Source organism: Chryseobacterium sp. RR2-3-20, assembly GCF_017808115.1.
Lineage (GTDB): Bacteria > Bacteroidota > Bacteroidia > Flavobacteriales > Weeksellaceae > Chryseobacterium > Chryseobacterium oryzae.
Genome location: NZ_JADQBD010000003.1, coordinates 77,728 through 103,230 on the forward strand (window position 1 = coordinate 77,728; position 25,503 = coordinate 103,230).

Consider the following 25,503-nt stretch of genomic DNA (forward strand, 5'->3'; position numbering starts at 1 on the left):
AAAATATTTTAGGAAATTACACCGCTTCCGATAAGTTCATCATCCAAATACCAGGACGCAAACTGACCTTCTGCTATTGCAGACTGCAATTCTTCGAATTCTATATAGAAAGCGTCTTCAAACTGATACAAAACAGCTTTCTGCAAAGGCTGTCTGTATCTGAATCTTGCTAAAACTTCCATAGATTCTCCATTTTTTAGTTTTAAATCTTCACGAACCCAATGGAGTTCAGAATTATCAATTTTTAAAGCTTTTTTCAAAAGTCCCGGAAACTGATGCCCTTCTCCTACAAAAAGAATATTGTTTTCCATATCCCTGGAGATGATAAAGCAACTTTCCTTGTGACCTCCTATTCCTAAACCTTTACTTTGACCAATGGTAAAAAACTGTGCTCCCTGATGTTTTCCAATAACTTTACCATCCGTTTTTTGATAATGAATTTTTCGGCTTAAAAATTCTAATTCTTCCTGTTTTGAAGAAAATTCAGGTTTTTTTTGAGCAAAAATTGGTGAATCTTTAAAAATTTCTACAATTTCTCCTTCTTTTGGAACCAACTGCTGTTGCAAAAACTGTGGTAAACTTACTTTTCCGATAAAACACAAACCCTGCGAATCTTTTTTATCGGCGGTTACCAAACCTATTTCTTTGGCAATTTCTCTTACCTGAGGCTTTGTAAGCTCTCCGATAGGAAATAAAGCTTTAGAAAGCTGATCCTGACTTAACTGGCAAAGGAAGTAAGACTGGTCTTTATTATTATCTTTACCTGCCAAAAGATGAAAAATTTCTTTTCCGTCTTTATCGATGGTAGAATTTACTCTTGCATAATGCCCCGTTGCCACTTTATCTGCACCTAAAGACATTGCCGTTTTCATAAAAACATCAAATTTTACTTCTCTGTTGCACAAAACATCTGGATTGGGAGTTCTTCCTCGCTGATATTCATCGAACATGTAATCTACAATTCTTTCTTTGTAAAGATCACTCATATCGATTACCTGAAAAGGAATTCCAAGCTTTTGAGCCACCATAAGCGCATCATTGCTGTCTTCTATCCACGGACACTCATCTTCCAATGTAGCCGAAGCATCATTCCAATTTCTCATAAAAAGAGCTACTACTTCGTGCCCTTGCTGTTGCAGCAAATAAGCTGTAACACTAGAATCTACACCTCCGGAAAGGCCTACAACTACTTTCATTTTTTCAATTTTACGAAACTCTTAACGGGAGTTCTTAGTTTGACGGTGCAAAAATACGATTTTATTAAGCAGTATTTTGATTATTAAATAAATGCTTTAAATTTGAATGATTGATAAACCATTAACAATGATGAAAAAAATTATACTCTCGGCTTTTATTTTTTCTGCTTTGGTCTTAAATGCTCAAACAGAAAACAGTTCTCAGGACACAATGCACTCCAACTGGACTTTCGGAGGGGGAATTGGAGCAAGTTTCGGAAGCAACAATTACTTTAATCTTTCCGCAGCACCACGAGTGGGATATCGGTTTACAGACAATCTGGAAGGCGGAGCTTTGGGAAGTATTTCTTGGCAGAAATCTAATTATTATCGTTCGACCATGTTCGGGTTGGGACCATTTCTGAACTATTATTTTGCAAGATCTTTTTTTGTAAGTGCCAATTATCAGCATTATTTTATTAACTATAAAGATACTTTTTACGATTTTAAAGCAACCAAAAATGAAGATGCTCTATATCTTGGCGGCGGTTATATGCAGAGTATCGGTAATAATTCTTATCTGCAATTAGGATTGATGTACAATGTGTTGTGGAAAGAAAATTCGAGTATTTTCTCTAGCGGATTAGTGCCCAATATTGGATTTGTGGTAGGATTGTAAATTATTGATTTTGGAAAATGTAAGAAAAAATAAAAAGCATCGGAAATATCCCGATGCTTTCTTTTTATAGTTTAGTTATTCAATCTAAGACTGAGATTTTTCAGCAGATTTTTTTGGTTTTGATGTTTTACCTTCTAATCCGTCTTTCGCTTCATTAAGATCAAGAACTACCGTTTCTCCTTCAGTTAACTGTTTATTTACCAACATTTCTGCCAATAAATCTTCAATGTACTTCTGAATAGCTCTTTTTAGAGGTCTTGCTCCGAAATCTTTATCCCAACCTTTTTCAGAAATAAAATCTTTAGCTTTATCTGTTAACTCAACTTTATAGTTCAGTTTTTCTAATCTGCTGTAAAGTTTATTCAATTCGATATCAATAATTTTCTTAATATCTTCTTTCTCAAGAGAGTTGAAGATAATAATATCATCAATTCTGTTTAAGAATTCCGGTGCAAATGCTTTTTTAAGTGCATTTTCTATAGTACCTCGGGCTCTGGAATCAGAATTGGTTTTCTTCGCGTTTGTTCCGAATCCTACTCCATCCCCAAAATCTTTAATATCTCTTGTACCGATATTCGACGTAAGGATGATAATTGTATTTCTAAAATCAATTTTTCTACCTAAACTGTCTGTAACGTGGCCTTCATCTAAAATTTGAAGCAGGATATTGAATACATCGGGGTGAGCTTTTTCAATTTCATCCAAAAGAACAACTGCATAAGGTTTTCTTCGTACAGCTTCGGTTAATTGCCCGCCTTCTTCATACCCAACATATCCCGGAGGCGCTCCAACCAATCTTGAAACCGCAAATTTCTCCATGTATTCGCTCATATCGATTCTTATTAAAGCTTCATCAGAATCGAAAAGCTCTCTCGCCATTACTTTACCAAGTTCTGTTTTACCGACACCGGTTGTTCCGAGGAAAATGAAAGTTCCGATAGGTCTGTTTGGATCTTTTAACCCGGCTCTGTTTCTCTGAATGGCTTTAACTACTTTTTTCACAGCATCTTCCTGACCGATTACTTTACCGTTCAGCTTTTCATCCATCTGAGCCAATTTGTCGAGTTCATTTTTGCCCACTTTGGTTACAGGAACACCACTCATCATAGAAACAACTTCTGCTACATTTTCTTCAGACACCGTTTCTTTCTTCTCTTTTACGTCTTTATCCCACTGATCCTGAGCAGAATTAAGCTCCATCTGCAAACGTTCTTCTTCGTCTTTCAGTTTTCTGGCTTCAAGATAATCCTGAGCTTTTACCGCTTTCTGTTTTAGCTCTTTTATTTCCTCAATTTTCTTTTCGAAATCGATAATTGCAGTAGGAACTTTCATGTTTTTGATGTAAACACGAGAGCCTGCCTCATCCATCGCATCAATAGCTTTGTCTGGTAAAAAACGGTCTGTAATATATCGAGATGTAAGGTTTACACACGCCGCAATAGCTTCAGGAGTGTAAATTACGTTATGATGCTCTTCATATTTGTCTTTAATCTGATTCAAAATCTGGATGGTTTCTTCAATAGAAGTTGGCTCCACCATTACTTTTTGAAATCTTCTTTCTAAAGCTCCATCCTTCTCGATGTACTGACGGTATTCATCCAAAGTTGTCGCACCAATGCATTGAATTTCTCCTCTTGCTAAAGCTGGCTTGAACATATTGGAAGCATCTAAACTTCCTGTAGAACTTCCCGCTCCAACAATAGTATGCAATTCATCTATGAATAAAATTACGTCACGGTTTTTCTCGAGTTCCGTCATAATGGCTTTCATTCTTTCTTCGAACTGACCTCGGTATTTGGTTCCGGCAACAAGACTTGCAAGATCCAGCGTAATAACTCTTTTTCCAAAAAGAACTCTGGAAACTTTTTTCTGTTGAATTCTCAACGCCAAACCTTCAGCAATCGCAGATTTCCCAACGCCCGGCTCACCAATTAAAAGAGGATTGTTCTTTTTTCTTCTTGATAAAATCTGAGAAACTCTCTCTATTTCTTTCTCGCGACCGATAACCGGATCTAATTTTCCGTCTCTTGCCAAAGCGGTTAAATCTCTACCAAAATTATCTAACGTTGGAGTTTTACTTTTTGCAGAACCAAGATTTCCCGTAGGTTTTCTCATTTGCTCAAATTCTTCTTTATCGTCATCGTCATCATAAGCAGAATTCTGCGGAGTTTGTCCAGAATTTTTCAGCATTTTTTGATACTCTCTAGAAACACCTTCATAATCTACATCATAAGCACCCAAAATAGTAGAAGTAGGATCTTCATATTTATAAAGAATACCCAAAAGCAAATGAACGGTATTAATTTCGTTTGTTTTGTATTGTCTGCATTCGAGCTCTGCACGTTTAACGGCATGATCTGCCATTTTCGTGAAAGAAATATTGGTAACCTCCTCAGAAATAGGATTTAGACTTGCTGTATTTAAAGTTTCAATTTTTCTTCTGATCTGTGTTAAATCGGCATTAAGGTTTTGAAGGATTTCTTTTGCAGAGTTTTCTGTTTTTATAATACCTAAAAGTAGATGTTCTGTATTAAGAAATTCACTTTTCAGCCTTCGGGCTTCATTTTTGCTTTGTTTGAACACCTGGCTCAAACCTTGTGAAAACTTATAATCCATAATTTATCTCATTAGAATAAAAGCAACGTTGCCTTATATTCGATATCTAAATTACAAATATTTTACCAAATAACAATTAATGACTTTATGGCAGAAAAATGTTTTTTATCTTTCTGAAAATGATTAAGTTTGTGATTCTCAAATTCTGTTCATGAATCCTGATACCGCAACTTACATCGGTTATGCCGCTTCTCTTTTTATTGTTTTAAGTTTTATCCTGAAAGATTTAACAAAAATCAGGATTGTTAATTTAATTGGCTGTATCTGTTTTGTAATCTACGGTATTTTCAGCGGTATGCTTTGGCCGGTTATTATCCCCAATGGAATTATCTGTCTGGTGCAGATTTATCATTTAATTGCAGCAAAAAATAAACATGAGCAGTAAAAAAATTTTGGTTTCCGCGTTCAGCAATTTGTATACGGATCAAAGAATAGAAAAAGTCTGCCGAACTTTATACGAAAACGGATACCAAATTGAGCTAATTGGAAATGATTGGGGCGGTAAAACAGAAATGCACCGACCTTATCCTTTTTCCCGAATTTCTTTATCTTCCAAAAGCTTAAAAACCGCTTATTTTGAATTCAACTGGAAGCTGTATCATGAATTAAAATCTAAATTTGATAAAAACACAATTCTTTTAGCAAATGATTTGGATGCACTGTTACCGAATTATTTAATTTCAAAAAAATACAATATTCCTTTGGTTTTCGACAGCCATGAGATTTTTTCTGAAATGCCTGCTATACAGGGTAAACTGTCACAAAAACTGTGGAGATATCTCGAAAAAAGACTAGTTCCGAAAATAAAATTCATGATGACTGCAAGTTCGGGGTATGCAGGCTGGTTTCATAGAAAATATGGCGTGGATGCAGTGGTTGTAAGAAATGCACCGAGAAAGTTTGATTTTTCACAAAATATTCCCGAGAATAATCCTAAAATCATTTTATATCAAGGCGTTATCAATCCTTTCCGCGGAATCGATAAGGCGATATTGGCAATGCATGATCTTGAAAATGTAGTTTTTAAAATTGCAGGTGATGGTCCTATGAGAAAAGAATATGAAGATTTGGTTACAAAGGAAAATCTTCAGAAAAAAGTACAGTTTTTAGGGAAATTGCTGCCACAAGATTTACGTAAAATTACGATTTTGGCAGATTGCGGAATGAGCATTGAAGAAAACGGCGGAGAAAGTTACTTTTATTCTTTGCCCAACAAAGTTTTAGACTGCATTCAGGGCAGAGTTCCTTTAATTATGTCTCCATTTCCTGAAATGGAAAGCATTAAAAACAGGTTTGATGTGGGCAAGATTATCGAAAATCATAATCCTCAGTCTATAGCCCAAGCCATAAAAAAAGTGTTAGAAAAAGGCAAAAAAAATTATTTTCCTGAACTCGAAAAAGCTGCCGAAGCCTTATGTTGGGAAAATGAAGAGCACAAAATTCTGAATCTTTTTGAAAAAATTACACTCTCTTAGTTTCAGAAATACACTATAAATGTCTGCTGCGTTATTCTAATCTTTTATCTTTGCAATATACAGTGTATTTATGAGAGTTTACGACACCAAACATTTCCTTAAAATTCTTTTTAGCCTTCATAAAAGCGATACGTTGAAGATTCTTTTTCCTTCGATGCTTCTTATGGCTGTATATTCTTACGGAGTTCAGTATTTTGAGATAGAATATCTTCATTTAACTTCAAACTCGAAGGTGAGCAATGTAGGGATGATTCATTCTTTACTCGGATTTGTACTTTCTTTGCTTTTGGTTTTCAGAACAAATACAGCGTACGACAGATGGTGGGAAGGCAGAAAACTGTGGGGAAAACTGGTAAATGATTCCAGAAACTTTGCCATCAAAATTAATTCTATTCTTGCAGAAGACAGACAATCTGCACATCAAATTGCAAGATATATTAAATATTTTCCGCATTTTTTAGCAAAACACCTTTCTAAAGAATCTACGAGACTCGCATTGGATGAAGATTACTCTGAAATCGAAAACTCATTGAAAAATCACGGCCCTTCAGATTTAATAGCCCTTCTTAGCCATAAATTATATCAGCTTAAAAGAGAAGGTAGGATTACCGATACAGAAATGCTATTTTTAGATACACAATTATCTGGTTTTCTGGAAGTTTGTGGCGGATGCGAGAGAATTAAAAACACTCCTATTCCTTATTCTTATTCATCTTTTATAAAAAAGTTTATCATTCTGTATGTTTTGGCTCTTCCGATTGCGTATGTCATTAATCTCGGATATTTTATGATTCCACTAACGGTTTTTGTCTTTTATGTATTGATGAGTTTAGAATTAATAGCTGAAGAAATAGAAGATCCTTTTAATAATGATGAAAACGATATTCCTATGGAAACTATTGCTCAGAACATAGAACGAAACGTTCATCAAATCATCGTTGGAAAAAAATAAACAGCTGAATTCGGTCTGCAATTGAATTCATAAATTTTAAATAGAAATAATATTTTGGTACACAAATTAAAGCTTGAGGAGCTCAACAGAATAGATGTAGAAACATTCAAGAAAACAGATAAAATCTCTTTGGTCGTCGTGTTGGATAATGTTAGAAGTATGCATAATGTAGGAGCCACTTTCAGAACTGCGGATGCATTTTTGGTGGAAAAGATTGTTCTTTGCGGAATTACACCTCAACCTCCACACCGCGAAATCCATAAGGCAGCTCTGGGTGCTACAGAAAGTGTAGACTGGAGCTATGAAAAAGACATTAATACCGCTATTGAAAATTTGAAATTAAATGGTTTTGAAATTTTGGGAATCGAGCAAACTTCAAACAGCATTATGATTTCTGATTTTAAAATTGATCATTCTAAAAAATATGCCATTATTCTGGGCAATGAAGTAGACGGAATTAGCGATGAAGCTTTACCAAACATCGAAACTTTCCTTGAAATTCCTCAATTGGGAACCAAGCATTCTTTAAATGTAAGTGTTTGCGGAGGAATTGTAATGTGGGAGTTTGCAAAAGCCCTAAAATAAAAAACTGCTTCTGTCTGAAAGACAGTGCAGTTTGAAATAAATCTAATAAAAAGTAAAAATGAAAGGCGACAAAGGTACATTTTTTTTGGACGCCGACAAATTTTTAAGAACGAAATTTTCAACTTTTCAAAAAAAACAGGTTGATAAGGAAATTGTTTAGTTGAATTTTTTATAAATTAGCACAATGTTTATTAAGGACTATATCTCAAAAGATTTTCCGTGTTTTCATCTTTCTGATTCTATAGAGTCGGCAAGAGAAACAATAGAAGCTTTTGGATATACACATATTTTCATTAAGAAATCTCATCACTTCCACGGTGCAATAGCCAAAGACTTCCTCTATGAAGAAGAAGGGAACCTTAAAAATCTGGAACATCAGATTGAAAGATTTGCTATTTTGGAAGACAATAATATATTAGACAGCATTCGTCTTTTTTATACTTTCGATGCGAATGTAATTCCTGTCATCAATAAATCCGAAAAATATTTGGGATATATTACCTGTGATGATGTTTTCCGTACCCTATCAAAATATCCGCTTTTTTCAGAAACCGGTGCAATAATTACGGTAGAAGTACCTTCCAGAAAATATTCTATGACAGAAATTGCCAATATTGTAGAAAGCAACAATTCTAAATTTTACGGAGGTTTTATCAGCATGATGTCGGATGAAGTCATCCAAGTAACATTGAAGATGAGCAATGAGAATCTAGCGTCTATTGATGCAACATTCGACAGATACGATTACAGAATTGTAGAAAAATATTATTCTGACGAGAAAACAGATATGTTGAAAGACCGGTTTGGTTTTTTACAGAAATTTATAGAAATCTAATATGAAGGCAGCCATTTATTCGCAGAAAAAAGACTTAGATACTTTTTTATATTTAAGTAAATTTATCTCCGAGCTGGAAAGCAGAGGTGTAGAATCTGTTCTGTATAACGAAATGGCAGAAGCACTTCAGTTTTCTAAAATTTTCGAAACTTTTTCTCATAAGCAAGATCTTATTGAAAAAAAAGTAGATCTTTTTTTTACTTTTGGAGGAGACGGAACCATTGTAAACGCTCTTACTTTTATAGAAGATTTAGAAATTCCTATTGTAGGAGTAAACACAGGAAGATTAGGTTTTCTCGCAAGTTTTACCAAAGAGGAAGCTTTTAAAGCACTGGATTCTATTCTTAAAGGAGATGTGAAAACCAGCCGCCGTTCTGTAATTGAAGTTGTTTCTCCAAAATCTGAAGATTTTTTCCCATTTGCCTTGAACGATGTGACAATTTCCAGAAAAGAAACCACATCTATGATAACCGTAGATTCTTACATTAATAACGAATTTCTGAATGTTTTTTGGGGAGACGGAGTAATTGTTTCTACTCCAACAGGTTCTACTGCCTATTCTCTAAGTTGCGGAGGTCCTATAATTTCTCCCAACAACGAAAATTTTGTTATCACCCCAATCGCCCCTCATAATCTTAATGTAAGACCTTTGGTTGTGAATGATAAGGTCGAAATAAAGTTCAGAGTGGAGAGCAGAGTTCCACAATATTCTCTTTCATTAGATTCCAGACTTATTCATATCGAAACAGATCAGGAAATCGTGATCAAGAAAGCGAATTTTCAAATTTTGCTTGTGCAGCCAAACAATCTCAGTTTCTACGAAACTATACGCCAGAAGCTTCTTTGGGGAAGAGACAAAAGAAATTAATTATTGATTAAAAAAATGTTATCTTTACAAGAATTTTCAAACTAAATTTAATCTTACTAAAAGCTAAAATATGAGCAGAATTTTTCCGGCAGGAGTTGCCACAGGTCAGTTAGTTACAGATATTTTTCAGCATGCGAAAGAAAATAAATTTGCATTGCCTGCAGTAAACGTAATCGGTTCGAGCACCGTAAACGCTGTAATGGAAACTGCTGCAAAACTAAATTCTCCAGTTATTATTCAGTTTTCCAACGGAGGTGCTGCTTTTAATGCAGGAAAAGGATTGAGCAATGACGGACAAAAAGCTGCCATTCTTGGTGCAATTGCAGGAGCTAAGCATATTCACACTTTAGCAGAGGCTTACGGAGCTACCGTAATTCTTCATACCGATCATGCTGCAAAAAAACTATTACCTTGGATTGACGGTTTACTAGATGCAAGCGAAGAATTTTACAAACAAACTGGTAAATCGCTTTACTCATCTCACATGTTGGATCTTTCTGAAGAGCCTTTAGAAGAAAATCTTGAGATTTCTGCTCAATATTTCGAAAGAATGGCAAAAATGCAGATGACTTTAGAAGTTGAAATCGGCGTAACAGGTGGTGAAGAAGATGGTGTAGACAACTCTGGTGTTGATAACTCCTTATTATACACTCAGCCTGAAGATGTAGCTTATACTTACGAAAAATTAAAGGCTGTTTCTGATAACTTTACCATTGCTGCTGCTTTCGGAAACGTTCACGGTGTTTACAAGCCAGGTAATGTAGTTTTAACTCCAAAAATCTTAGAGAACTCTCAGAAATTTGTTCAGGAAAAATTCGGAACTGCAGCTAAACCGGTAAATTTTGTATTCCACGGTGGTTCTGGTTCTACTTTAGAAGAAATAAGAGAAGCAATTGATTATGGAGTAATTAAAATGAATATTGATACCGATCTTCAGTTTGCTTATACAGAAGGAATCAGAGATTATATGGTAAACAATGTAGAATATTTGAAAACTCAAATCGGAAATCCTGAAGGAGAAGAAAAACCAAACAAAAAATTCTATGATCCAAGAGTTTGGGTAAGAAAAGGTGAAGAAACGTTCTCTAAGAGATTGGTACAGGCATTTGAAGATTTAAATAACGTAAATACGCTTAAATAAAATTTGTATAAAGTAAAATGTATAAAGTACAAAGTATTTTAATGCTCTGTTTTTATACATTTTACACTATACATTGTACATTAATACTTATTAAAAATGGCATTCGACTGGTTTAAAAGAAAAGCACAAAATATTACAACCTCTACAGATGAGAAGAAAGATGTTCCGAAAGGACTTTGGCATCAGACTCCTTCTGGAAAAGTAGTGGAACATGACGAACTTAAAAGAAACAACTATGTTTCTCCGGAAGATGGCTTCCACGTAAGAATAGGAAGTGCTGAGTTTTTTGATATCCTTTTTGACGAAGGCAAGTTTACCGAATTGGATGCTAATGTTGAAAGTATTGATATGCTCAACTTTAAAGACACAAAGTCCTATACAGACCGTCTGAAAGAGGTAAAAGCAAAAACAAAACTTACAGATTCTATTAGAAATGCTGTTGGAACCGTAAACGGAACCGAAATGGTGGTTTCTTGTATGGATTTCGCTTTCATCGGAGGATCTTTGGGATCTGTAATGGGAGAAAAAATAAGAAGAGCGATTGATTACTGTATTAAGAAAAAACTTCCTTATATGATTATCTGCCAATCTGGTGGAGCAAGAATGCAGGAAGCGACTTATTCATTGATGCAATTAGCAAAAGTTCAGGCAAAACTGGCTCAGCTTTCAGAAGCGGGTCTTTTGTATATTGCCTACCTTTGCGACCCTACTTTTGGCGGAATTACCGCATCTTTCGCAATGACGGCAGACATCATTATGGCAGAACCTAAAGCATTGATCGGATTTGCAGGGCCAAGAGTAATTCGTGAAACCATCGGTAGAGATTTACCTGAAGGTTTCCAGACATCAGAATTCCTTCAGGAAAAAGGGTTTGTAGATTTTATCGTTAAAAGAACAGAAATAAAAGATAAAGTATCGCAAACAGTAAATTTATTGGCTTCGAAAGCATAAAATTTAATTTAAATAAAACAAATCTCTCTCAATTTGGGAGAGATTTTTATTTTTTATGAGGACTTTTAAAGTGATTTTCAACACCATAAAAAGCATGAGTTTAAAAAAAATTCTCAGGCTTTTGTCCGCTGTGTTACCCCATCCTATTTTCTCGGTTTTAAGTTTTTATGCAACAATAAAGGCTTTTACCATTGCACAGAAGCTTTATCCTAAAACTGCCTCAAAAAATGGAAAAGGCAATGCCTTCAGACATGCATTTTGGTGCTGCCTCATTACCATGTACTGCAGTAAAGTATCTTCTCCTGAAAAAGCTTTGGATTTCTGTAAAAAAATTACAGATCTTCACGAAGAATTATTTCCCAATAAGCCATTGGAAACCAAAATGGATTTGCACAACAATAAGGTGGGAATGGATTATTTTATGGAGCTTCTCCCGGGAATTCACCGTCAGTTTTTTGAAAAAAGTTTCTTCGTAGAAGAGTTGCAAAAGAAAACAGCAAATGCAAAAGTGTTGAAAAACCTGGATGATGATTTTGCCGGAGAGTTGGTTTATTTGGATGAAAAATAATTATTCTCATTCACAATATAGATTCAGTTTATCATTGACGATGTCAAATTTTTCTTCTCATTAATGTATATTTCATCACTTTTTGTAATCTTACGTTTTTTTAATTAAGTTTAAACAATTAATTTCATCAAATGGTTCTCAGCAGAATTTGGTCGGCGTTTATTATTATTGCGATTGCAATCGCGAGTATAAAATATATTTCATCAAGCCATTACAAAACCATTTTCAACGATATGGTGGTTGGAAAAGGCGGAGATACGGTACAAATTGCGAATCAAAATATGAGTGCGATAACGCCGCTTATAAGAGATAGTTTAATGAAAAAAACAGATTTTGCTGATAATAGAATTCATTACAAAACCGATTCTCTGAAACAAAATGTAAAGGTTTACCGTATTCAGGAATCAGATGGAGTGATAGGAACTTCAGAAACAGCAGTAAAAATCTGTCTCGGTTTAATTGGAATCATGACATTATTTATGGGATTCATGAGTATTGCTGAAAAAGCTGGTGGAATAAATCTGTTAAGCCGTTTAATTCAGCCATTTTTTTCGAAATTATTTCCCGAAATCCCTAAAAACCACCCTTCTTTTGGACACATGCTGATGAATTTCAGTGCCAATCTTTTAGGTCTGGATAATGCAGCCACACCTTTTGGTTTAAAAGCTATGGAAAGTCTGCAGACTTTAAATCCAAATAAAGACACCGCAAGTAATTCACAAATTATGTTTCTCTGCCTTCACGCAGGAGGGATGACTTTAATTCCGGTTTCCATAATCGCCATACGAGCTTCAATGGGTTCGAAGACACCTACAGATATTTTCTTGCCCTGTATGATTGCCACTTTTACAGCTACTTTGGCTGCAATGATCATTGTTTCGGCTTATCAGAAAATCAATTTATTAAGACCTGTTGTCATTGCGTATGTGGGCGGAATTTCTGCTATTATCGGACTTTTGGTAGTTTATTTGGTTCAATTAAGTAAAAATGAACTTGACGATTTCAGCAAAGTTCTAAGCAATGGACTCATCCTTTTCATTTTTGTTGCCATCGTTCTTGGAGCAGTTTACAAAAAAATAAATGTGTTTGATGCTTTTATTGAAGGTGCAAAGGAAGGTTTCACTACCTGCGTGAAAATTATCCCGTATTTAGTGGGAATGTTGATCGCTATTTCTCTTTTAAGAACTTCAGGCGTTTTTGATGTAATAATTGACGGAATGAAATTGATCGCTTATTCAGCCAATATAGATGCAAGATTTGTAGACGGGCTTCCAACAGCTTTAATTAAGCCTTTATCTGGATCTGGAGCCAGAGGCATGATGGTGGATACTATGGCAACTTTTGGCGCCGACAGTTTTCAGGGGAAATTGGCAGCGGTTCTTCAGGGAAGCTCAGATACGACGTTTTATGTGATTGCAGTTTATTTTGGAGCCGTAGCCATTAAAAATACCAGATATACCGTAATTGCCATGCTTCTGGCAGATTTGGTGGGAATTATTACTTCTATTGTACTGGCATATTTGTTTTTTGCTTAGATAAATTTTAAACTTAAAAATATGATTACAGATAAAGAATTTACATTACGGCTGATCCGTCAGCTAACTCAGGCATTAGAAAAACTGATTTTGGATAAACCTGAAGAAAGTTTAATGCAAAAAGATTTAGATTTCGACTCTTTAATGAAAGATATTTTCAAATTCGATTTTGTAACACTTTCATCAAAATCAAAAGAAGAAATCATTGAAATTGTAAATGAAAGACAGGAAAGAGATCGTAAAGATTATTACGAAATGCTGGGAAATCTTTTCTATTATAACGGAAAGGTCTTAAATAAACCCGATTTTTTAGATAAAGCCAAAACTTTTTACGAGCTTTATTTACAAACCAGCGGAATTTTTGCGCTTCCCATCATTAACAGAATAAGCGAAATTAAGAATCTTTCTTAGATTAAAATCGTTCTAATTTCACAAAAAAAATGCTCACGACTTATTATTATCATGAGCATTTTCGTTTAAAATCCTAAGTATTTAACTTCTGAATTACTTTTGTTTCTTTGCCCAAAGTTCCATTTTTCTGTTGAGAACATCTAAAGGAAGACAACCCTGATTCAGAATTTCATCATGAAATTTAGCCAAACTGAATTTATTTCCAAGTTCTTTTTGATATTTTTCTCTCAGCTCTCTTATTCTTAAAGAACCGATTTTATAGCCTAAAGCCTGTCCGGGCATTGCCATATATCGTTCAACTTCTGCAACTGCTCCCGCTTCATCGTAGGCAATATTATTTAAAAAATAAGTAATTGCCTCTTCTCTGGTCATTTTACCTGTATGAATCCCGGTATCTACCACCAAACGAACTGCACGAAGCATTTGATCGCTTAAATATCCCATTTTTTGGAACGGATCTGTATATAAGCCAAATTCAGGTCCTAACGTTTCGCAATAATGTGCCCAACCTTCTCCATAAGCTCCAAACCAGCCAAATCTCATAAATTTTGGAAGTTTTGTATTTTCCTGCTGTAAAGAAACCTGATAATGATGTCCCGGAATTGCTTCATGCAAGAAAAGAGATTCCATTCCTGAAGTTACATTGAATTTTGTAGGATCTGGAATAGGCATATAGAAAATACCCGGTCTTTTTCCATCCGGAGTTCCCTGAATATACTCTGCACTTGCACTCGCTTCACGAAATTTTTCTGTCTGTCGGATTTCAAATTTTGTTTTGGGAGTAACTCCAAACATGGTTTTTAGCTTTGGAGTAATTTTAGCTAAAATTCCGTTGAAGCCATCCAAAACCTCTTTAGATGTTTTATAAGGCATTGCTTTAGGATCTGTTTTTACAGAGGTAATAAACTGTTCCAAAGTTCCTGTGAAGCCAACCTGCTGTTTTACTTTTTCCATTTCACCCCGAAGCATTGCTACTTGTTGTAATCCTATTTTATTGATTTCTTCGGGAGTTTTGTTGGTGGTAGTCCAGCTTTTCGCATAAAATTCGTAGATGTTTTTACCATTAGGCAGACTGTTGTAACCATCTGTTTCTCTCGCATTTGGCAAATATTCTTTTTCAAGGAAATCCCCCATTTTTTTATATGCCGGAATAATATTTTTTAAGATAGATTCCTTATAAAGTTTTGCATATTTATCTTTTTGATCTTTGGTGAAGTTTTTAGGAAAATTATTAATGGGACCATAGAAAATATTTTTTTCAAAATCCGTAGTAATAATTTCTTCTGACCTCATCTGAGGAATCATTTTGATGACTAGTTTTTTGGGTAAAACCATCTTATTGGTCATTCCTTCTTTGAAATTTTCTGTTGCCGCATTCATCCAAACCGGAAATTTCTCCATTCTTTTCAGCCAATCTTCATAGTCTTTGTCTGTATTGAAAGGCTGACTTCCCTGCCCGCTTCCATATAACGGAAAACTTAAAGGCAAACCTCCAAACTGTGTAAAAGGAATATATTCCGGGTGGTAAACAAAAGCTTCAATTTTGTCATTCAATGTAAAATCCAAAACATCGTAAACTACTTTATCATCATCCGAAAGGCTTTTGTAATCTACATTTTTAAGCTGCTTAAGCACCGAATTATAAAATGCTAATTCTCCAGATATAAAATCTTTGTCTATATTAATCGGTAACTGGTCGTTATATCTTAAATCTCCCTGAGAAGTAGCTTCTAAAGGATATAGCTTTAAATATTGCTCATAATAATTGGATGCAATAGAATCTATATTCGTAGGCGTAACTTTGGTAATCGGAGAATCTGTTTTTTTACAGGAAATTACTGCCGATGTAAGACTGATTGCTAAAATGGCTTTCAGAAAGATATTTTTCATGAGAATATACATTTAAAAAACAAAAATAACCAATATCATTATGTAAATGCATTTTGTATGCAGAATTTCTTAAAAAAAAATTCAAAATATTTTTCACATTAGTACATTTTTCTATCTTTGTCTAAACCATTTAACATTCATCGTATTACTGTTCTTTTTGCAAGAAATAATGAAAGGGATTTTAAAAATTTACCATCCGGACGAAACACTAAAATACAACATAAAAAGCTCTTACTGCAAGGCTGTTTATAGTAATCAAAAACATTTACTGGAAGTAGAAATCATTACAGATGACAGTCTGGATCATGTGGATGACGATTCTCTGCAATACAATTTTCCTCAGCTCTCTATGGAAATTTTTGATTTTCCGATAGATTCTGACGAAATTGAAGGGCAAACTTTCCTCATTAATGATTCTGATGACGAAACTTTTACTGAAGTAGATTTGTTCGATGACGAACATGCTTACATCTATGACAACGAACTTTGTTTTGAAAAAAACGAAGACAACGAACTACAGGTAATCTGGAAAGGAACGATTGACGATTTCTACACCGGATCCGAAACTCCTCTTCCATTCCGGATGAAATGCGAATTTAAGCCGGACGAAATTGTTATAGATGAAGATTAAAAAACATTAAGTTTTAGAAATCATTTAATAAAAAAGCTTTAAACATTTAAACCATTAAGGTATAAATATTTAAAGCTTTTCTTATCTTGTTTAAATATGTGGTTTTGGCTTGATTTTTTTGATGAAGAAAAGAAAATTATCTTTTATTTTTCTCTTTCTCCATCAGCTCTTTAATTTTTCTGTCTTCCCAGTTTTTACCAATTGCAAAAACAGTCATCCCATGTGCAATAATACCAATTCCCCATCCGAGCATAGGAAGATAAAACCAAAGATGATTAGGACTGGTTATTAGATTGAAAATAACTAAAAACGGAATGACGATACAATAAGAAATTAAATTTGCATAGAAACTTTTAATTTCTTTAACCCGTTTATGTGCTCGTTCATAAGAATCGTTTTTAGTTTCTTCTATTTCATTTACCACTTGAGGTTTATGAGAAAGCATCGGAAGTTTTACTTTAAAATAATCTTCAGATTTTTCTATAAAAACGTTTCTTTGGGTAAGCAATGCATATCTCTGTACAATATTCGCTAAACCAATACCTGCACTTTCTTTAATCTGCTCACGAACCTGGAGATTATTTTCAATACAGAGTTGGTCTCCCTGGCTAAAAATTTTAATCAGTAAAGGCTTGGAAGAAGTCGCAAGGTTGTGTTTAATGCAGTTTTCCAACAGGAGCTGTAAAGACAGAGGAACAACAAATTTTTTTGCATCGGCCTCATTAACATCAAAAATAAAATCTACACTATCTTCAAAGCGGGTTTTAAGTAAATCGCAATATATTTGGGCAAATTCTACTTCATCGTCCACAGAAACCAACTCTTTATCTTTCTGTTCCAAAACATACCGGTAAATCTTAGACATTGATGCAGTAAACTTCTGTGCCTGAACAGGATTTTCATCTATTAATGAGCTTAAAACATTTAATGAATTGAAAAGAAAATGAGGATCCAGCTGGTTTTTTAAACTTTCTAACTGTGCATTGGCAGATTTTGCAATAAGCTTCTGTTCTACAACTTCTTTTTTGGTCGCTTTTTTAAGCTCTTCCATGAAGCCTTTTGCATGAAGAAATGCAGAAATGAGTAATGCAATATTAATGGTAAACCAATTGATGAAATTGTATTTTCCAAGAAAATATTCTTCTGTTGTTGCTGCTTTCTGAAACACCACAAAATTGATGTAATTACAAAAATAAACAAGAATGATATTGGTAATTAAAATAGCTACAATGCTGATTATTGCACGCTTCGTTGTAGCTTCAGACCAGGGAAATTTTTTATTGAGAAAATCATTTATCAGTCCATTGCCGCCACCCAAAATAAATGAATACATGGATGAAATAAGGATCGTTAATCCAAAGTTTTCTATTGTCTTTTCAGTAGTAAAAAGAAAGAAAAAAAACATAGAAGTGGCAAGAGAAACCCACGCCAGCGTAATTACATTTTTACGTGTCATACAGATTAATATCTTCAAAAATAGGATAAAAAAGCTGCGTTAGAAAAAATTCTGTTCACAGCTTTTCTTAAAATTTATTTCCCGGCTTGGCTGATAAAATATTCAGCTTCCTCCTTTCCCCAATTAGGATCTAGTGAGGTTTTAGGCTTAAATGATTGATATTTCTCCAAAGCCATTTTAAAAAGTTCCATACCCTTTTCTTTACTTCCACCAAAATTTTCTGGAGTAAAGTACGTGTCTTCTGCTTTAATTAGGGTAACTCTTGGATTGGTAGGATCAAGCTTTTCTGCCACTTTCAGCTCTTGTTGAGCCTGAGATCCAAAGGTTCTGAATCTTTCCATCGGATTAGCCATCATTTTGAGCGAATAAATCATTTTCTGAAGAAGATGAATTTCTGAATTGTCTTTTTCCACAGCGTTTGCCGCATCTACAAATTTCTGTGCATTATCTGCCGCTTCATCCAAAGCCTCCGTTTTACCGTTTTGCTTTTCGCTTCTTCCTTTCTGAATATAAGAAAGTGCTGCATAATAATTCGGTTGCCATTTTCCTTTTTCTTTTTCTGCAATTCTTTGAAAATCATTGGCAACAGCCAAATAATCTTCTGAGGATTTCGACTGCTCTAGTTTGGAGATTTTCTCAGTCATAACTTTTTCATAATTACCCTGAGCATAAGCAACTAAGCTCATACAGCCTAAAGCAAAACTTAAAATGATTTTTTTCATGATTTTTAAATTTAAAATTAATATTTTAATGAATTTTTAAAGATTATTATCTATCGCTTCCTGCGTTTTATCTATTCCAAAACTAATTAAAGCACCTACATACACAAAAGTTTGAGTTGCAGGCAAAACAGGAGCACTCACCTCTCCATTCGAAGAAAAACGATACCCGTAGATGTTTTTGTTTCCCAAAATATTATTAACTCCGGCAACAAGAACAGTAAATGCTTTAGCATCTTTTTTTCCTAGATTGGGAAGATAATTCAAGCTGAAATTCAAAGAATTAAAGTCTTTTACTTTACCTTGAGATTTCATGATATTTTCGCCATTTGCCGCAATAATGTTGTAGAAAGGTCTTCCCGATGTATATGTGTATGAAAAATTAAAACCCGTTTTCCAAGAATTTACAAATTTGCTTGCAACAAACGAAATGTTATGCTTTGCTGCAAAACTTGGATAAAGCTCTGTTGGGTAATTCAAAAACTCCCTTCTGCTATCTAGGTAAGAATAAGAAACCCAATAATTTATATCTTTAAGCGTTTTTTTATCCCTCCAAAGTATTTCTATGCCTTTTGCGAACCCGCTTCCCTGTTGTGGAATAACTGTATTCTGAAAGCCTGTATTAATTGTTTTTACTAAATTTTTATAATCTTTGTAAAAAGCTTCCAAACGCAATGTTCTTTTGTCTTCGCTTCTTTGAATCTGGAATATATAATGAGTGGCTTTCTGAAAATTTTGGCTGAAATTCTGTGTTAAATATCTAAATTCCGGTGTTTGATAAAAAATACCGTACGCCAATGAACTTACCCATTTTTCTGAAATTCTGTATGCTGCCGAGAATCGAGGTGCCACATTCCACTGATTGAGAAAGCTTGAATTTTCTGCTCTTAAGCCTAAACTTGTAGAAAAATTTCTTCCGAATGCTAAATTACTTTCTGCAAATAATGCTGTGGCAAAGTTGTTGATTGTGTTTTTCTGCGGTACAGAATTAAATATAGAAGATTGTGATTTGTCATTTTCAGACATTAATTCAAATCCGGCTTTTACATTGCTTGCAGAAGCAATTTTTCTTTCGAAAACAGCTCTGCTGTTCCAGTATAACCCTTCAGAATTTATATTTACGTTTCCGATGCTGTTTCCTGCATTTAGAATTCCTATTTGCAAATCATTTTTATTGATGCTGAAAGACGAGCCTATATTCATTAAATAACTGCCCATTTTCTTTTTGTAGGTAAGACTGTGAAATGTATTTTTTCCCTGAACAGAAGGTTGTTGTTCATCGTAATTTTGTTCTAAGCTGGGCTGAGAAACAACGAGTGAATTGGTATCGAAACTTCCGTAATATTTAAGAAAACCACCAGACTTTGTTCTCACTCTGAAATTTCCGTTTACAGAAATATTTCTCGGAGCTTTAATAAAGTGGGTATCAAAATTCAGGATTTTGGTAATTAAGCCTAAATTAAAAATATTAGCGTCTAAACCATAGCTGAATGTTTTTTTCTCGTTAAGATGCTGATAATTTCCGCCCAAAGAAAATGGAAAAATATTAAAAGAATATGAACTTTCATCGGGCATATCAACACTTTCCAGTAATAAAACAGATGATAAAGCCTGTCCGTACAGTGCAGAATACCCACCGCTGGAAAAAACACTTCCTTTGAAGATTGAAGTATTAAATCTTTCTCTTCCTGCAAGACCGGGAACCGAACTGCTGAAATAATTGTTAACAAGATTTCCGTCTATGTAGTATTTGGTTTCTGCACCGGTTCCACCTCTTACAAAAAGACCTTCGCTGTCGCCTGCGTTCTGTACTCCGGGAAGAAATTTATATCCTGTAGTAGTTTGTCCCTGAGAACCTGCTGTAGTGTAAATATCCATGGGAGTAAGTGCTGCTGTAGCCCGTTTTCTGTCACTTGCTTCTATAGAGCCAGCAGAAATAACAACGGCATCTATTTCGTTTACTTGCTCTTTAACATCTGCATTTACAACCAGATTTTCATTGGCTATAGAGATATTTTTTTGTACTTCTGCATATTTAGGATGCGAAAATATGAGAATATGACTTCCCTTTTCTGTGGTTTCAAAAGAAAAACTACCTTCTTTGTCTGTGGTTGCTCCGTCATAAGTATCTTTAAGCGTAACATTAACTTCAGCTATACCTTTATTCTTAAACGTAACTTTACCGGAAACTTTAACCTGCGAAAAGGTAAAAGCAAAGCCTAAAATAAAGAGAAAGCTGAATAGTTTTTGAAATAAAATTTTCATGGATGTTTTAATTTTCTGTAAAATTATACTGAAAACTATTCTAAAAACTATTTTTGTTACTGAATCGTTATTTCTGCTTACTGAATCGTTTTTATTGAAATGACCTGCTTTAAAACATTTTCTAAATCATAAAAAAACCACCAACTTTCGTTGATGGTTTATCATATTTATTATTTAAACTGCATGTCTGCAACAATATTCATCGCTTCCTGAAGGTAAGAATCTTTCTGAAGATTTTTTATCCAAAACTCGGATTTCTTTTTAAATACCTCATCTTTCTTTTCTCTTTCTATTTCTGAAGGATACATCGCAAATTTCAGTCCGTTATCAAATTTAGAAAGTTTCTTAAATTTCTCAATCTGAGCTTTTCTTTGCTTCATCAACTCATTAAATTTATTGATATTTAAAGTAATGGTTTCTTCTTTATTCAGTTTTTCTCTCCATTGTGCAGATTCCAGAAGTAACTGGTAGTTTGCATTTTTTGCCATTCTTTCATTGCTCGCTTTTTCTAAAGTTTTTACATCTAGACCATTCAGCTTTTGGAAGCTGGCACTAGGAATTTTATCCCATGCAAGAGCAAATTCATCATATCTTTCACCAATTTCTGCATAGGTAAAGAAATCTTTCATCTGAATATCAGAAACAATTCCTTTTCTTTGGTTAGACTCGCCGGTAATTCTGTAAAACTTCTGAATCGTTAGTTTTAAAGATCCGAAATCATCTTCAGTATTCAAAAATCTGTTTAAATCTACGAAAGTCTGTACTGTACCTTTTCCAAACGACTGTGGAGAACCTACAATAATCGCTCTGCCATAATCCTGCATTGCTCCGGCAAGAATTTCTGAAGCAGAAGCAGAAAGTTCGTTTTGCATAATAACCAAAGGACCCGTCCAAATAGGTGTTTCCTGTTTGTTTTTAAGCGTCTGAATTTTTCCGTTCCCATCTTTTACCTGAACATAAGGTCCTGCGTTCATGAACAATCCCATAATATCGCCAACTTCGGTTAAAGAACCTCCACCGTTATTTCTTAAATCCAGAACAATTCCTTCAATTCCCTGAGCTTTCAGTTTAACGATTTCATTTTTAATATCATCGGATGCGTTTCTTCCTTTTTCATCTTCAAAATCCGCATTAAAGCTTGGTAAATTAATAAAACCATATTTTTTTCCGTTCGGAGAATTTACAATAATACTTTTAGCAAAAGTATCTTCAATGGCAACTTCTTCACGAATCATTGTTACATCTCTTATGGTACCGTCTTTCTTCTGAACCGTTAAAGTTACCGGAGTTCCCTTTTCTCCACGAATTAACCTCACAGCTTCATCCGAAAGCATTCCTACCACATTTACGGCATCTTCTTTCGGTTTAGATCTTACTTTCAGGATTTTATCTCCTTCAGAAAGCTGTTTCGATTTCCAAGCAGGAGCGCCAATCGTTAATGCACCCAAATATAAATTTCCTTTTTTCTCCTGAATTAAGGCTCCAATACCAATTACTTTTCCTTTAAACTGGGTATCAAAATCTTCTTTATCTTTCGGAGAATAATAATTGGTGTGCGGATCGAAAACTTCTGTATACGCGTTCATATACACCGTAAACCAATCCATTTTTTTTCTTTTTTTGAATCTGGTAAAGGTTTCTTTCACCAAATCTTTTACCTCATCTGTAGCTTTTGTAAGCTTTTGCTGAGGCGAAAGAACTTCCAATTTTATGGTATCTTTCAATTTAAATTTCTGTACAGAATCTTTTTTCTCTTTTTGAGTTTCTTCTTTGCTGTTCATCGATTCAATTTCCTGAAGAATATTGTACTTGATGAATTTTTTCCACTCATTATACTGATCCTGCTTGTTTACAGGTGTTTTTTTAAGCTTCGGCTCAAGAATTAGCGATTCGTCTTCTTCAAGATTTATGGGCTTACTGAAAATATCCTGAGTCATTTTATCGATTTCATCAACTCTTTGGTACAATCTGTCTATAGTAAGCTTGTAAAATGTAAGATCTCCCTGAGTGATATAATCATCAAGCTTTGTTTCGTGTTTAGAAAATTCATCCATATCAGACTGCAGAAAATATCTTTTCGCAGGATCTATCATTTCAAAATAATGCTTGTAAACATCCTTAGAATACGCATCATTGAAAGCTTTTGGACTGTAATGTAAGTAAGAAAGAGTATTTTTAACACTCACCATAATCGTCTGCATCTTTTCATCATCATTTTTAGGTGAATTGAAACAAAACATAAGACTTGTTAATGGAATGAGGAGTAAAAATTTATTCAGTTTGAAATTTTTCCACATAAATCTATAATATATTTTATTAAATTTTTTAAGAATTATTTTTATTAGTAGCTATAATTAAATTACCGTTACAAATTATCAAAATTAATACCTTATTTAGAATAATCAATTAGTTTTAAGTAATTTTGTTACAATTAAATTTTTTATATGGAAAAACCACTTATTCTGGTTACCAACGATGATGGTATTACTGCTCCGGGGATCAGAAATCTTGTAGAATTTATGAATGAGATAGGAGAAGTAATTGTGGTGGCTCCCAATTCTCCGCAAAGCGGAAAAGGTCATGCAATTACCATCAACTCTACTTTAAGCTACGAAGAACTGCATTTAGATGGTCCTCAAAAAGATTTTTCTTGCAGCGGAACGCCAGTAGACTGTGTAAAGATGGCATTAGATAAAATTCTTCCCAGAAGACCAGATATTGTGGTTTCAGGAATTAATCACGGAGCCAATTCTTCCATTAATGTAATTTATTCTGGTACAATGTCTGCTGCGGTTGAAGGTGGTGTGGAAGGACTTCCGTCTATTGGCTTTTCTTTACTGGATTTCAGTTGGGAGGCAGATTTTACACAGGCTAAAGAATATATACAGAAAATTGTTAAAAAAACTTTAGAAAATCCTATGCCTAAAGGTGTTGTATTAAATGTGAACATTCCAAAACTTCAAAAAGATGAAATAAAAGGGGTAAAAATATGCAAACAGGCGAACGCTAAATGGGAAGAAAGTTTCGATGAACGCATTAATCCACACGGAAAAAAATATTACTGGCTTACAGGATATTTCAACAATATGGATGAGTCTGAAGATGCAGACGAAACAGCTTTGGCAAATGGCTATATTTCTATTGTTCCGGTAAAATTCGATCTTACAGCGTACGAATATATGAATACTTTAAATGAAATAATGAAATTCGATTAATAACGCTTTAATAAAAACAATCAAAAAGACAGATTTCTAAATTTTGAATAGTAGAAATCTGTCTTTTATTTTCTATTCTTCTCCTCGATCCAGCGGCTCATATATTTGGTTGAGTTGAGTTGATGATGCTGCAGGATTTTGCCAAGATAATTCTCGTTTCTGTGAGCCTGCAGATGGTCTTCAATTTTAGAAATTCTTTCCCAAAACAAACCGACATACAATTGCTTATCAAACATTTGTTTCAAAATCTCATAAGCATTTTCATTGGCCAGATTCCAAAGCGACTGACTTTGATATAACTCGATGGCTTTTTCTACAAACATGTCATCAGAATCTTCGATAAACCCATTCCAAGGCAAATCTTTATGCATCGCTTCGGCACCGACAGTCGTTGTAACATTGGGTAAGCCAAACTGCATACTTTCCCAAAGTTTACCTTTTAGACCTGCACCAAAAGGAATGGGTGCCAACAAAATTCTGTATTCATTAAAAATAAATTCGACATTTTCTGCCCGCCCTTTTACCAAAAAACCTTCTTTCTCGTTGTGGAGTAGGTAAACCTTATCAGAAGCATAGGCACCGTAAATATGGAGTTCAGCTTCCGGAAGTTGTTTTCGGATCGATTTCCAGATCGATTTCAATTTGAGAACCGTTTGCCAATTGGGCTCGTGGAGAAAGTTTCCGATGCTTACAAAATGTTTTCTCTTGGCAAAAGGTGTTTTATTTTTCTCGATTTTCTCTGTCAGAAAAGGAATATAAAGCAGAATTTCCGGATTGATTCTGAATTGATTTATCAACAATTGATACTCAACTTCAGAAATAATCAACGATAAATCACATCGTAGTACCGACGCCATTTCTCGTTTGAAAACATCATTAACCAAATCCCTATTTTCCACTATTCTTTTATCAACAAACGCTTTCCGCCGGGCTTCTCTTAAGAAATGCAAATCTTCTGTATCCAGGATTTTTATCGCATTAGGGCAACTTTCAGAAACGCGCCAACCAAACTGCTCCTCGGTCACATAACGGTCAAAAAGGACAATGTCGGGATTTAGATTTCGGATTTTCTCATCAAAACTCTCGTTATTGATCTCGATTTTTTCCACCTCTATCTTTTCCGAAAACTCTATGTTATTAGAAGCGGTCAAAAAAGTTATTCGGTAATGGTTTTCAGAAAATAACTGCATCAATTGCATCATCCGATGTCCTGCCGCCGTAGAAGCCGGCTCCGGAATAACGAGTCCTATAATAACGAGATGTTTCACAGGTACAAAAATAGAAATTCTAAATCATATAATTGGGGCAGCTATTTCCGCCCTCCGTTCCCGCTATCCCGAAAGCCATTGCTTTCCCAGAGCTTTTCGGGATGAGCTCCACTCAGGTCGGGCTGCAGATTCAGCATAAAAAGAAGATTTGTCGTTAGGATACTATTTTAACTCGTAGTGCATTATCAAACGAGATTTATTTTTAGGTTGTTTATATTTCTATCAAAAATAAATCTATTCAAAAACTGAATAGTTGTAAGGGTTGTAA

At 34.5% G+C, this 25,503-nt stretch carries 22 protein-coding genes; 14 read left to right on the top strand and 8 right to left on the bottom strand.

All coding sequences use genetic code 11. The features are described from left to right. Positions 1-8: 8 nt before the first annotated feature. Positions 9-1,196: a tRNA 2-thiouridine(34) synthase MnmA gene (gene mnmA, locus IV513_RS01480; RefSeq protein ID WP_209388742.1), complete on the bottom strand. Its 1,188-nt coding sequence runs from the start codon at positions 1,194-1,196 to the stop codon at positions 9-11. Positions 1,197-1,323: 127 nt separating this feature from the next. Here mnmA and IV513_RS01485 point away from each other — a divergent pair, with 127 nt between their 5' ends. Beyond that, a complete protein-coding gene (locus IV513_RS01485; protein ID WP_243576482.1) occupies positions 1,324-1,854 on the top strand; it encodes a hypothetical protein in 531 nt (176 codons plus the stop codon). An 84-nt stretch (positions 1,855-1,938) separates the two neighbouring features. On the opposite strand, the gene IV513_RS01490 is transcribed toward IV513_RS01485, so the two are convergent. After that, entirely contained in the window at positions 1,939-4,470 is a 2,532-nt protein-coding gene (locus IV513_RS01490; protein ID WP_209388743.1) for an ATP-dependent Clp protease ATP-binding subunit, read from the bottom strand. 151 nt (positions 4,471-4,621) lie between these two features. Between IV513_RS01490 and IV513_RS01495 the strand changes: the two genes are divergently transcribed. The 11 genes from IV513_RS01495 to IV513_RS01545 all read left to right on the top strand — a co-directional run bounded on the left by IV513_RS01495 (position 4,622) and on the right by IV513_RS01545 (position 13,791). Then, the gene (locus tag IV513_RS01495) at positions 4,622-4,855 is read left to right on the top strand and encodes a uroporphyrinogen decarboxylase (protein ID WP_209388744.1); all 234 of its coding nucleotides are present in this window, start codon (positions 4,622-4,624) and stop codon (positions 4,853-4,855) included. Next, positions 4,845-5,945: a glycosyltransferase gene (locus tag IV513_RS01500; RefSeq protein WP_209388745.1), complete on the top strand. Its 1,101-nt coding sequence runs from the start codon at positions 4,845-4,847 to the stop codon at positions 5,943-5,945. The genes IV513_RS01495 and IV513_RS01500 overlap by 11 nt, the downstream gene beginning before the upstream one ends. Before the next feature lie 70 nt (positions 5,946-6,015). Beyond that, complete coding sequence (locus tag IV513_RS01505; protein ID WP_209388746.1) at positions 6,016-6,897, top strand: bestrophin family protein; 882 nt, start codon at positions 6,016-6,018, stop codon at positions 6,895-6,897. A gap of 54 nt (positions 6,898-6,951) precedes the next feature. Continuing rightward, on the top strand, positions 6,952-7,482 hold the full coding sequence (locus IV513_RS01510; protein WP_209388747.1) for an RNA methyltransferase: 531 nt from the start codon (positions 6,952-6,954) through the stop codon (positions 7,480-7,482). A gap of 184 nt (positions 7,483-7,666) precedes the next feature. Then, positions 7,667-8,317 carry a CBS domain-containing protein gene (locus IV513_RS01515; RefSeq protein ID WP_209388748.1) on the top strand — a complete coding sequence of 217 codons (651 nt, stop codon included), beginning with the start codon at positions 7,667-7,669 and terminating at the stop codon, positions 8,315-8,317. Position 8,318: 1 nt separating this feature from the next. Then, positions 8,319-9,185, top strand: coding sequence for an NAD kinase (locus IV513_RS01520; protein WP_209388749.1), 867 nt, complete (start codon positions 8,319-8,321; stop codon positions 9,183-9,185). Between the two features lie 70 nt (positions 9,186-9,255). Next, positions 9,256-10,326, top strand: a complete 1,071-nt coding sequence (gene fbaA, locus IV513_RS01525) for a class II fructose-bisphosphate aldolase (protein WP_209388750.1) — start codon at positions 9,256-9,258, stop codon at positions 10,324-10,326. 96 nt (positions 10,327-10,422) lie between these two features. Further along, positions 10,423-11,277, top strand: coding sequence for an acetyl-CoA carboxylase, carboxyltransferase subunit beta (accD, locus tag IV513_RS01530; protein ID WP_209388751.1), 855 nt, complete (start codon positions 10,423-10,425; stop codon positions 11,275-11,277). 55 nt (positions 11,278-11,332) lie between these two features. Continuing rightward, complete coding sequence (locus tag IV513_RS01535) at positions 11,333-11,845, top strand: hypothetical protein (RefSeq protein ID WP_209388752.1); 513 nt, start codon at positions 11,333-11,335, stop codon at positions 11,843-11,845. A gap of 131 nt (positions 11,846-11,976) precedes the next feature. Then, positions 11,977-13,380 carry a nucleoside recognition domain-containing protein gene (locus tag IV513_RS01540; RefSeq protein WP_209388753.1) on the top strand — a complete coding sequence of 468 codons (1,404 nt, stop codon included), beginning with the start codon at positions 11,977-11,979 and terminating at the stop codon, positions 13,378-13,380. Between the two features lie 21 nt (positions 13,381-13,401). Then, positions 13,402-13,791, top strand: a complete 390-nt coding sequence (locus tag IV513_RS01545; RefSeq protein WP_209388754.1) for a hypothetical protein — start codon at positions 13,402-13,404, stop codon at positions 13,789-13,791. Positions 13,792-13,884: 93 nt separating this feature from the next. Here IV513_RS01545 and IV513_RS01550 read toward each other — a convergent pair whose 3' ends face one another. Next, positions 13,885-15,681, bottom strand: coding sequence for a DUF885 family protein (locus IV513_RS01550; protein WP_209388755.1), 1,797 nt, complete (start codon positions 15,679-15,681; stop codon positions 13,885-13,887). 169 nt (positions 15,682-15,850) lie between these two features. On the opposite strand from IV513_RS01550, the gene IV513_RS01555 reads away from it, so the two are divergent. Then, positions 15,851-16,312, top strand: a complete 462-nt coding sequence (locus IV513_RS01555; RefSeq protein WP_209388756.1) for a hypothetical protein — start codon at positions 15,851-15,853, stop codon at positions 16,310-16,312. A gap of 136 nt (positions 16,313-16,448) precedes the next feature. On the opposite strand, the gene IV513_RS01560 is transcribed toward IV513_RS01555, so the two are convergent. The 4 genes from IV513_RS01560 to IV513_RS01575 form a co-directional block, all read right to left on the bottom strand. After that, positions 16,449-17,768, bottom strand: a complete 1,320-nt coding sequence (locus IV513_RS01560; protein ID WP_209388757.1) for a 2TM domain-containing protein — start codon at positions 17,766-17,768, stop codon at positions 16,449-16,451. A gap of 74 nt (positions 17,769-17,842) precedes the next feature. Further along, the gene (locus tag IV513_RS01565; protein ID WP_209388758.1) at positions 17,843-18,490 is read right to left on the bottom strand and encodes a hypothetical protein; all 648 of its coding nucleotides are present in this window, start codon (positions 18,488-18,490) and stop codon (positions 17,843-17,845) included. Between the two features lie 36 nt (positions 18,491-18,526). Continuing rightward, positions 18,527-20,752: a carboxypeptidase-like regulatory domain-containing protein gene (locus IV513_RS01570; protein ID WP_209388759.1), complete on the bottom strand. Its 2,226-nt coding sequence runs from the start codon at positions 20,750-20,752 to the stop codon at positions 18,527-18,529. A gap of 170 nt (positions 20,753-20,922) precedes the next feature. Then, complete coding sequence (locus tag IV513_RS01575; RefSeq protein ID WP_209388760.1) at positions 20,923-23,049, bottom strand: carboxy terminal-processing peptidase; 2,127 nt, start codon at positions 23,047-23,049, stop codon at positions 20,923-20,925. 147 nt (positions 23,050-23,196) lie between these two features. Between IV513_RS01575 and surE the strand changes: the two genes are divergently transcribed. Next, positions 23,197-23,967 (top strand): 5'/3'-nucleotidase SurE, encoded by a 771-nt coding sequence (surE, locus tag IV513_RS01580; protein WP_209388761.1) that lies wholly within the window; start codon positions 23,197-23,199, stop codon positions 23,965-23,967. Between the two features lie 65 nt (positions 23,968-24,032). Here the strand turns inward: surE and IV513_RS01585 are convergent, their stop codons facing one another. Then, positions 24,033-25,235, bottom strand: a complete 1,203-nt coding sequence (locus tag IV513_RS01585) for a glycosyltransferase (RefSeq protein ID WP_209388762.1) — start codon at positions 25,233-25,235, stop codon at positions 24,033-24,035. Positions 25,236-25,503: the final 268 nt, after the last annotated feature.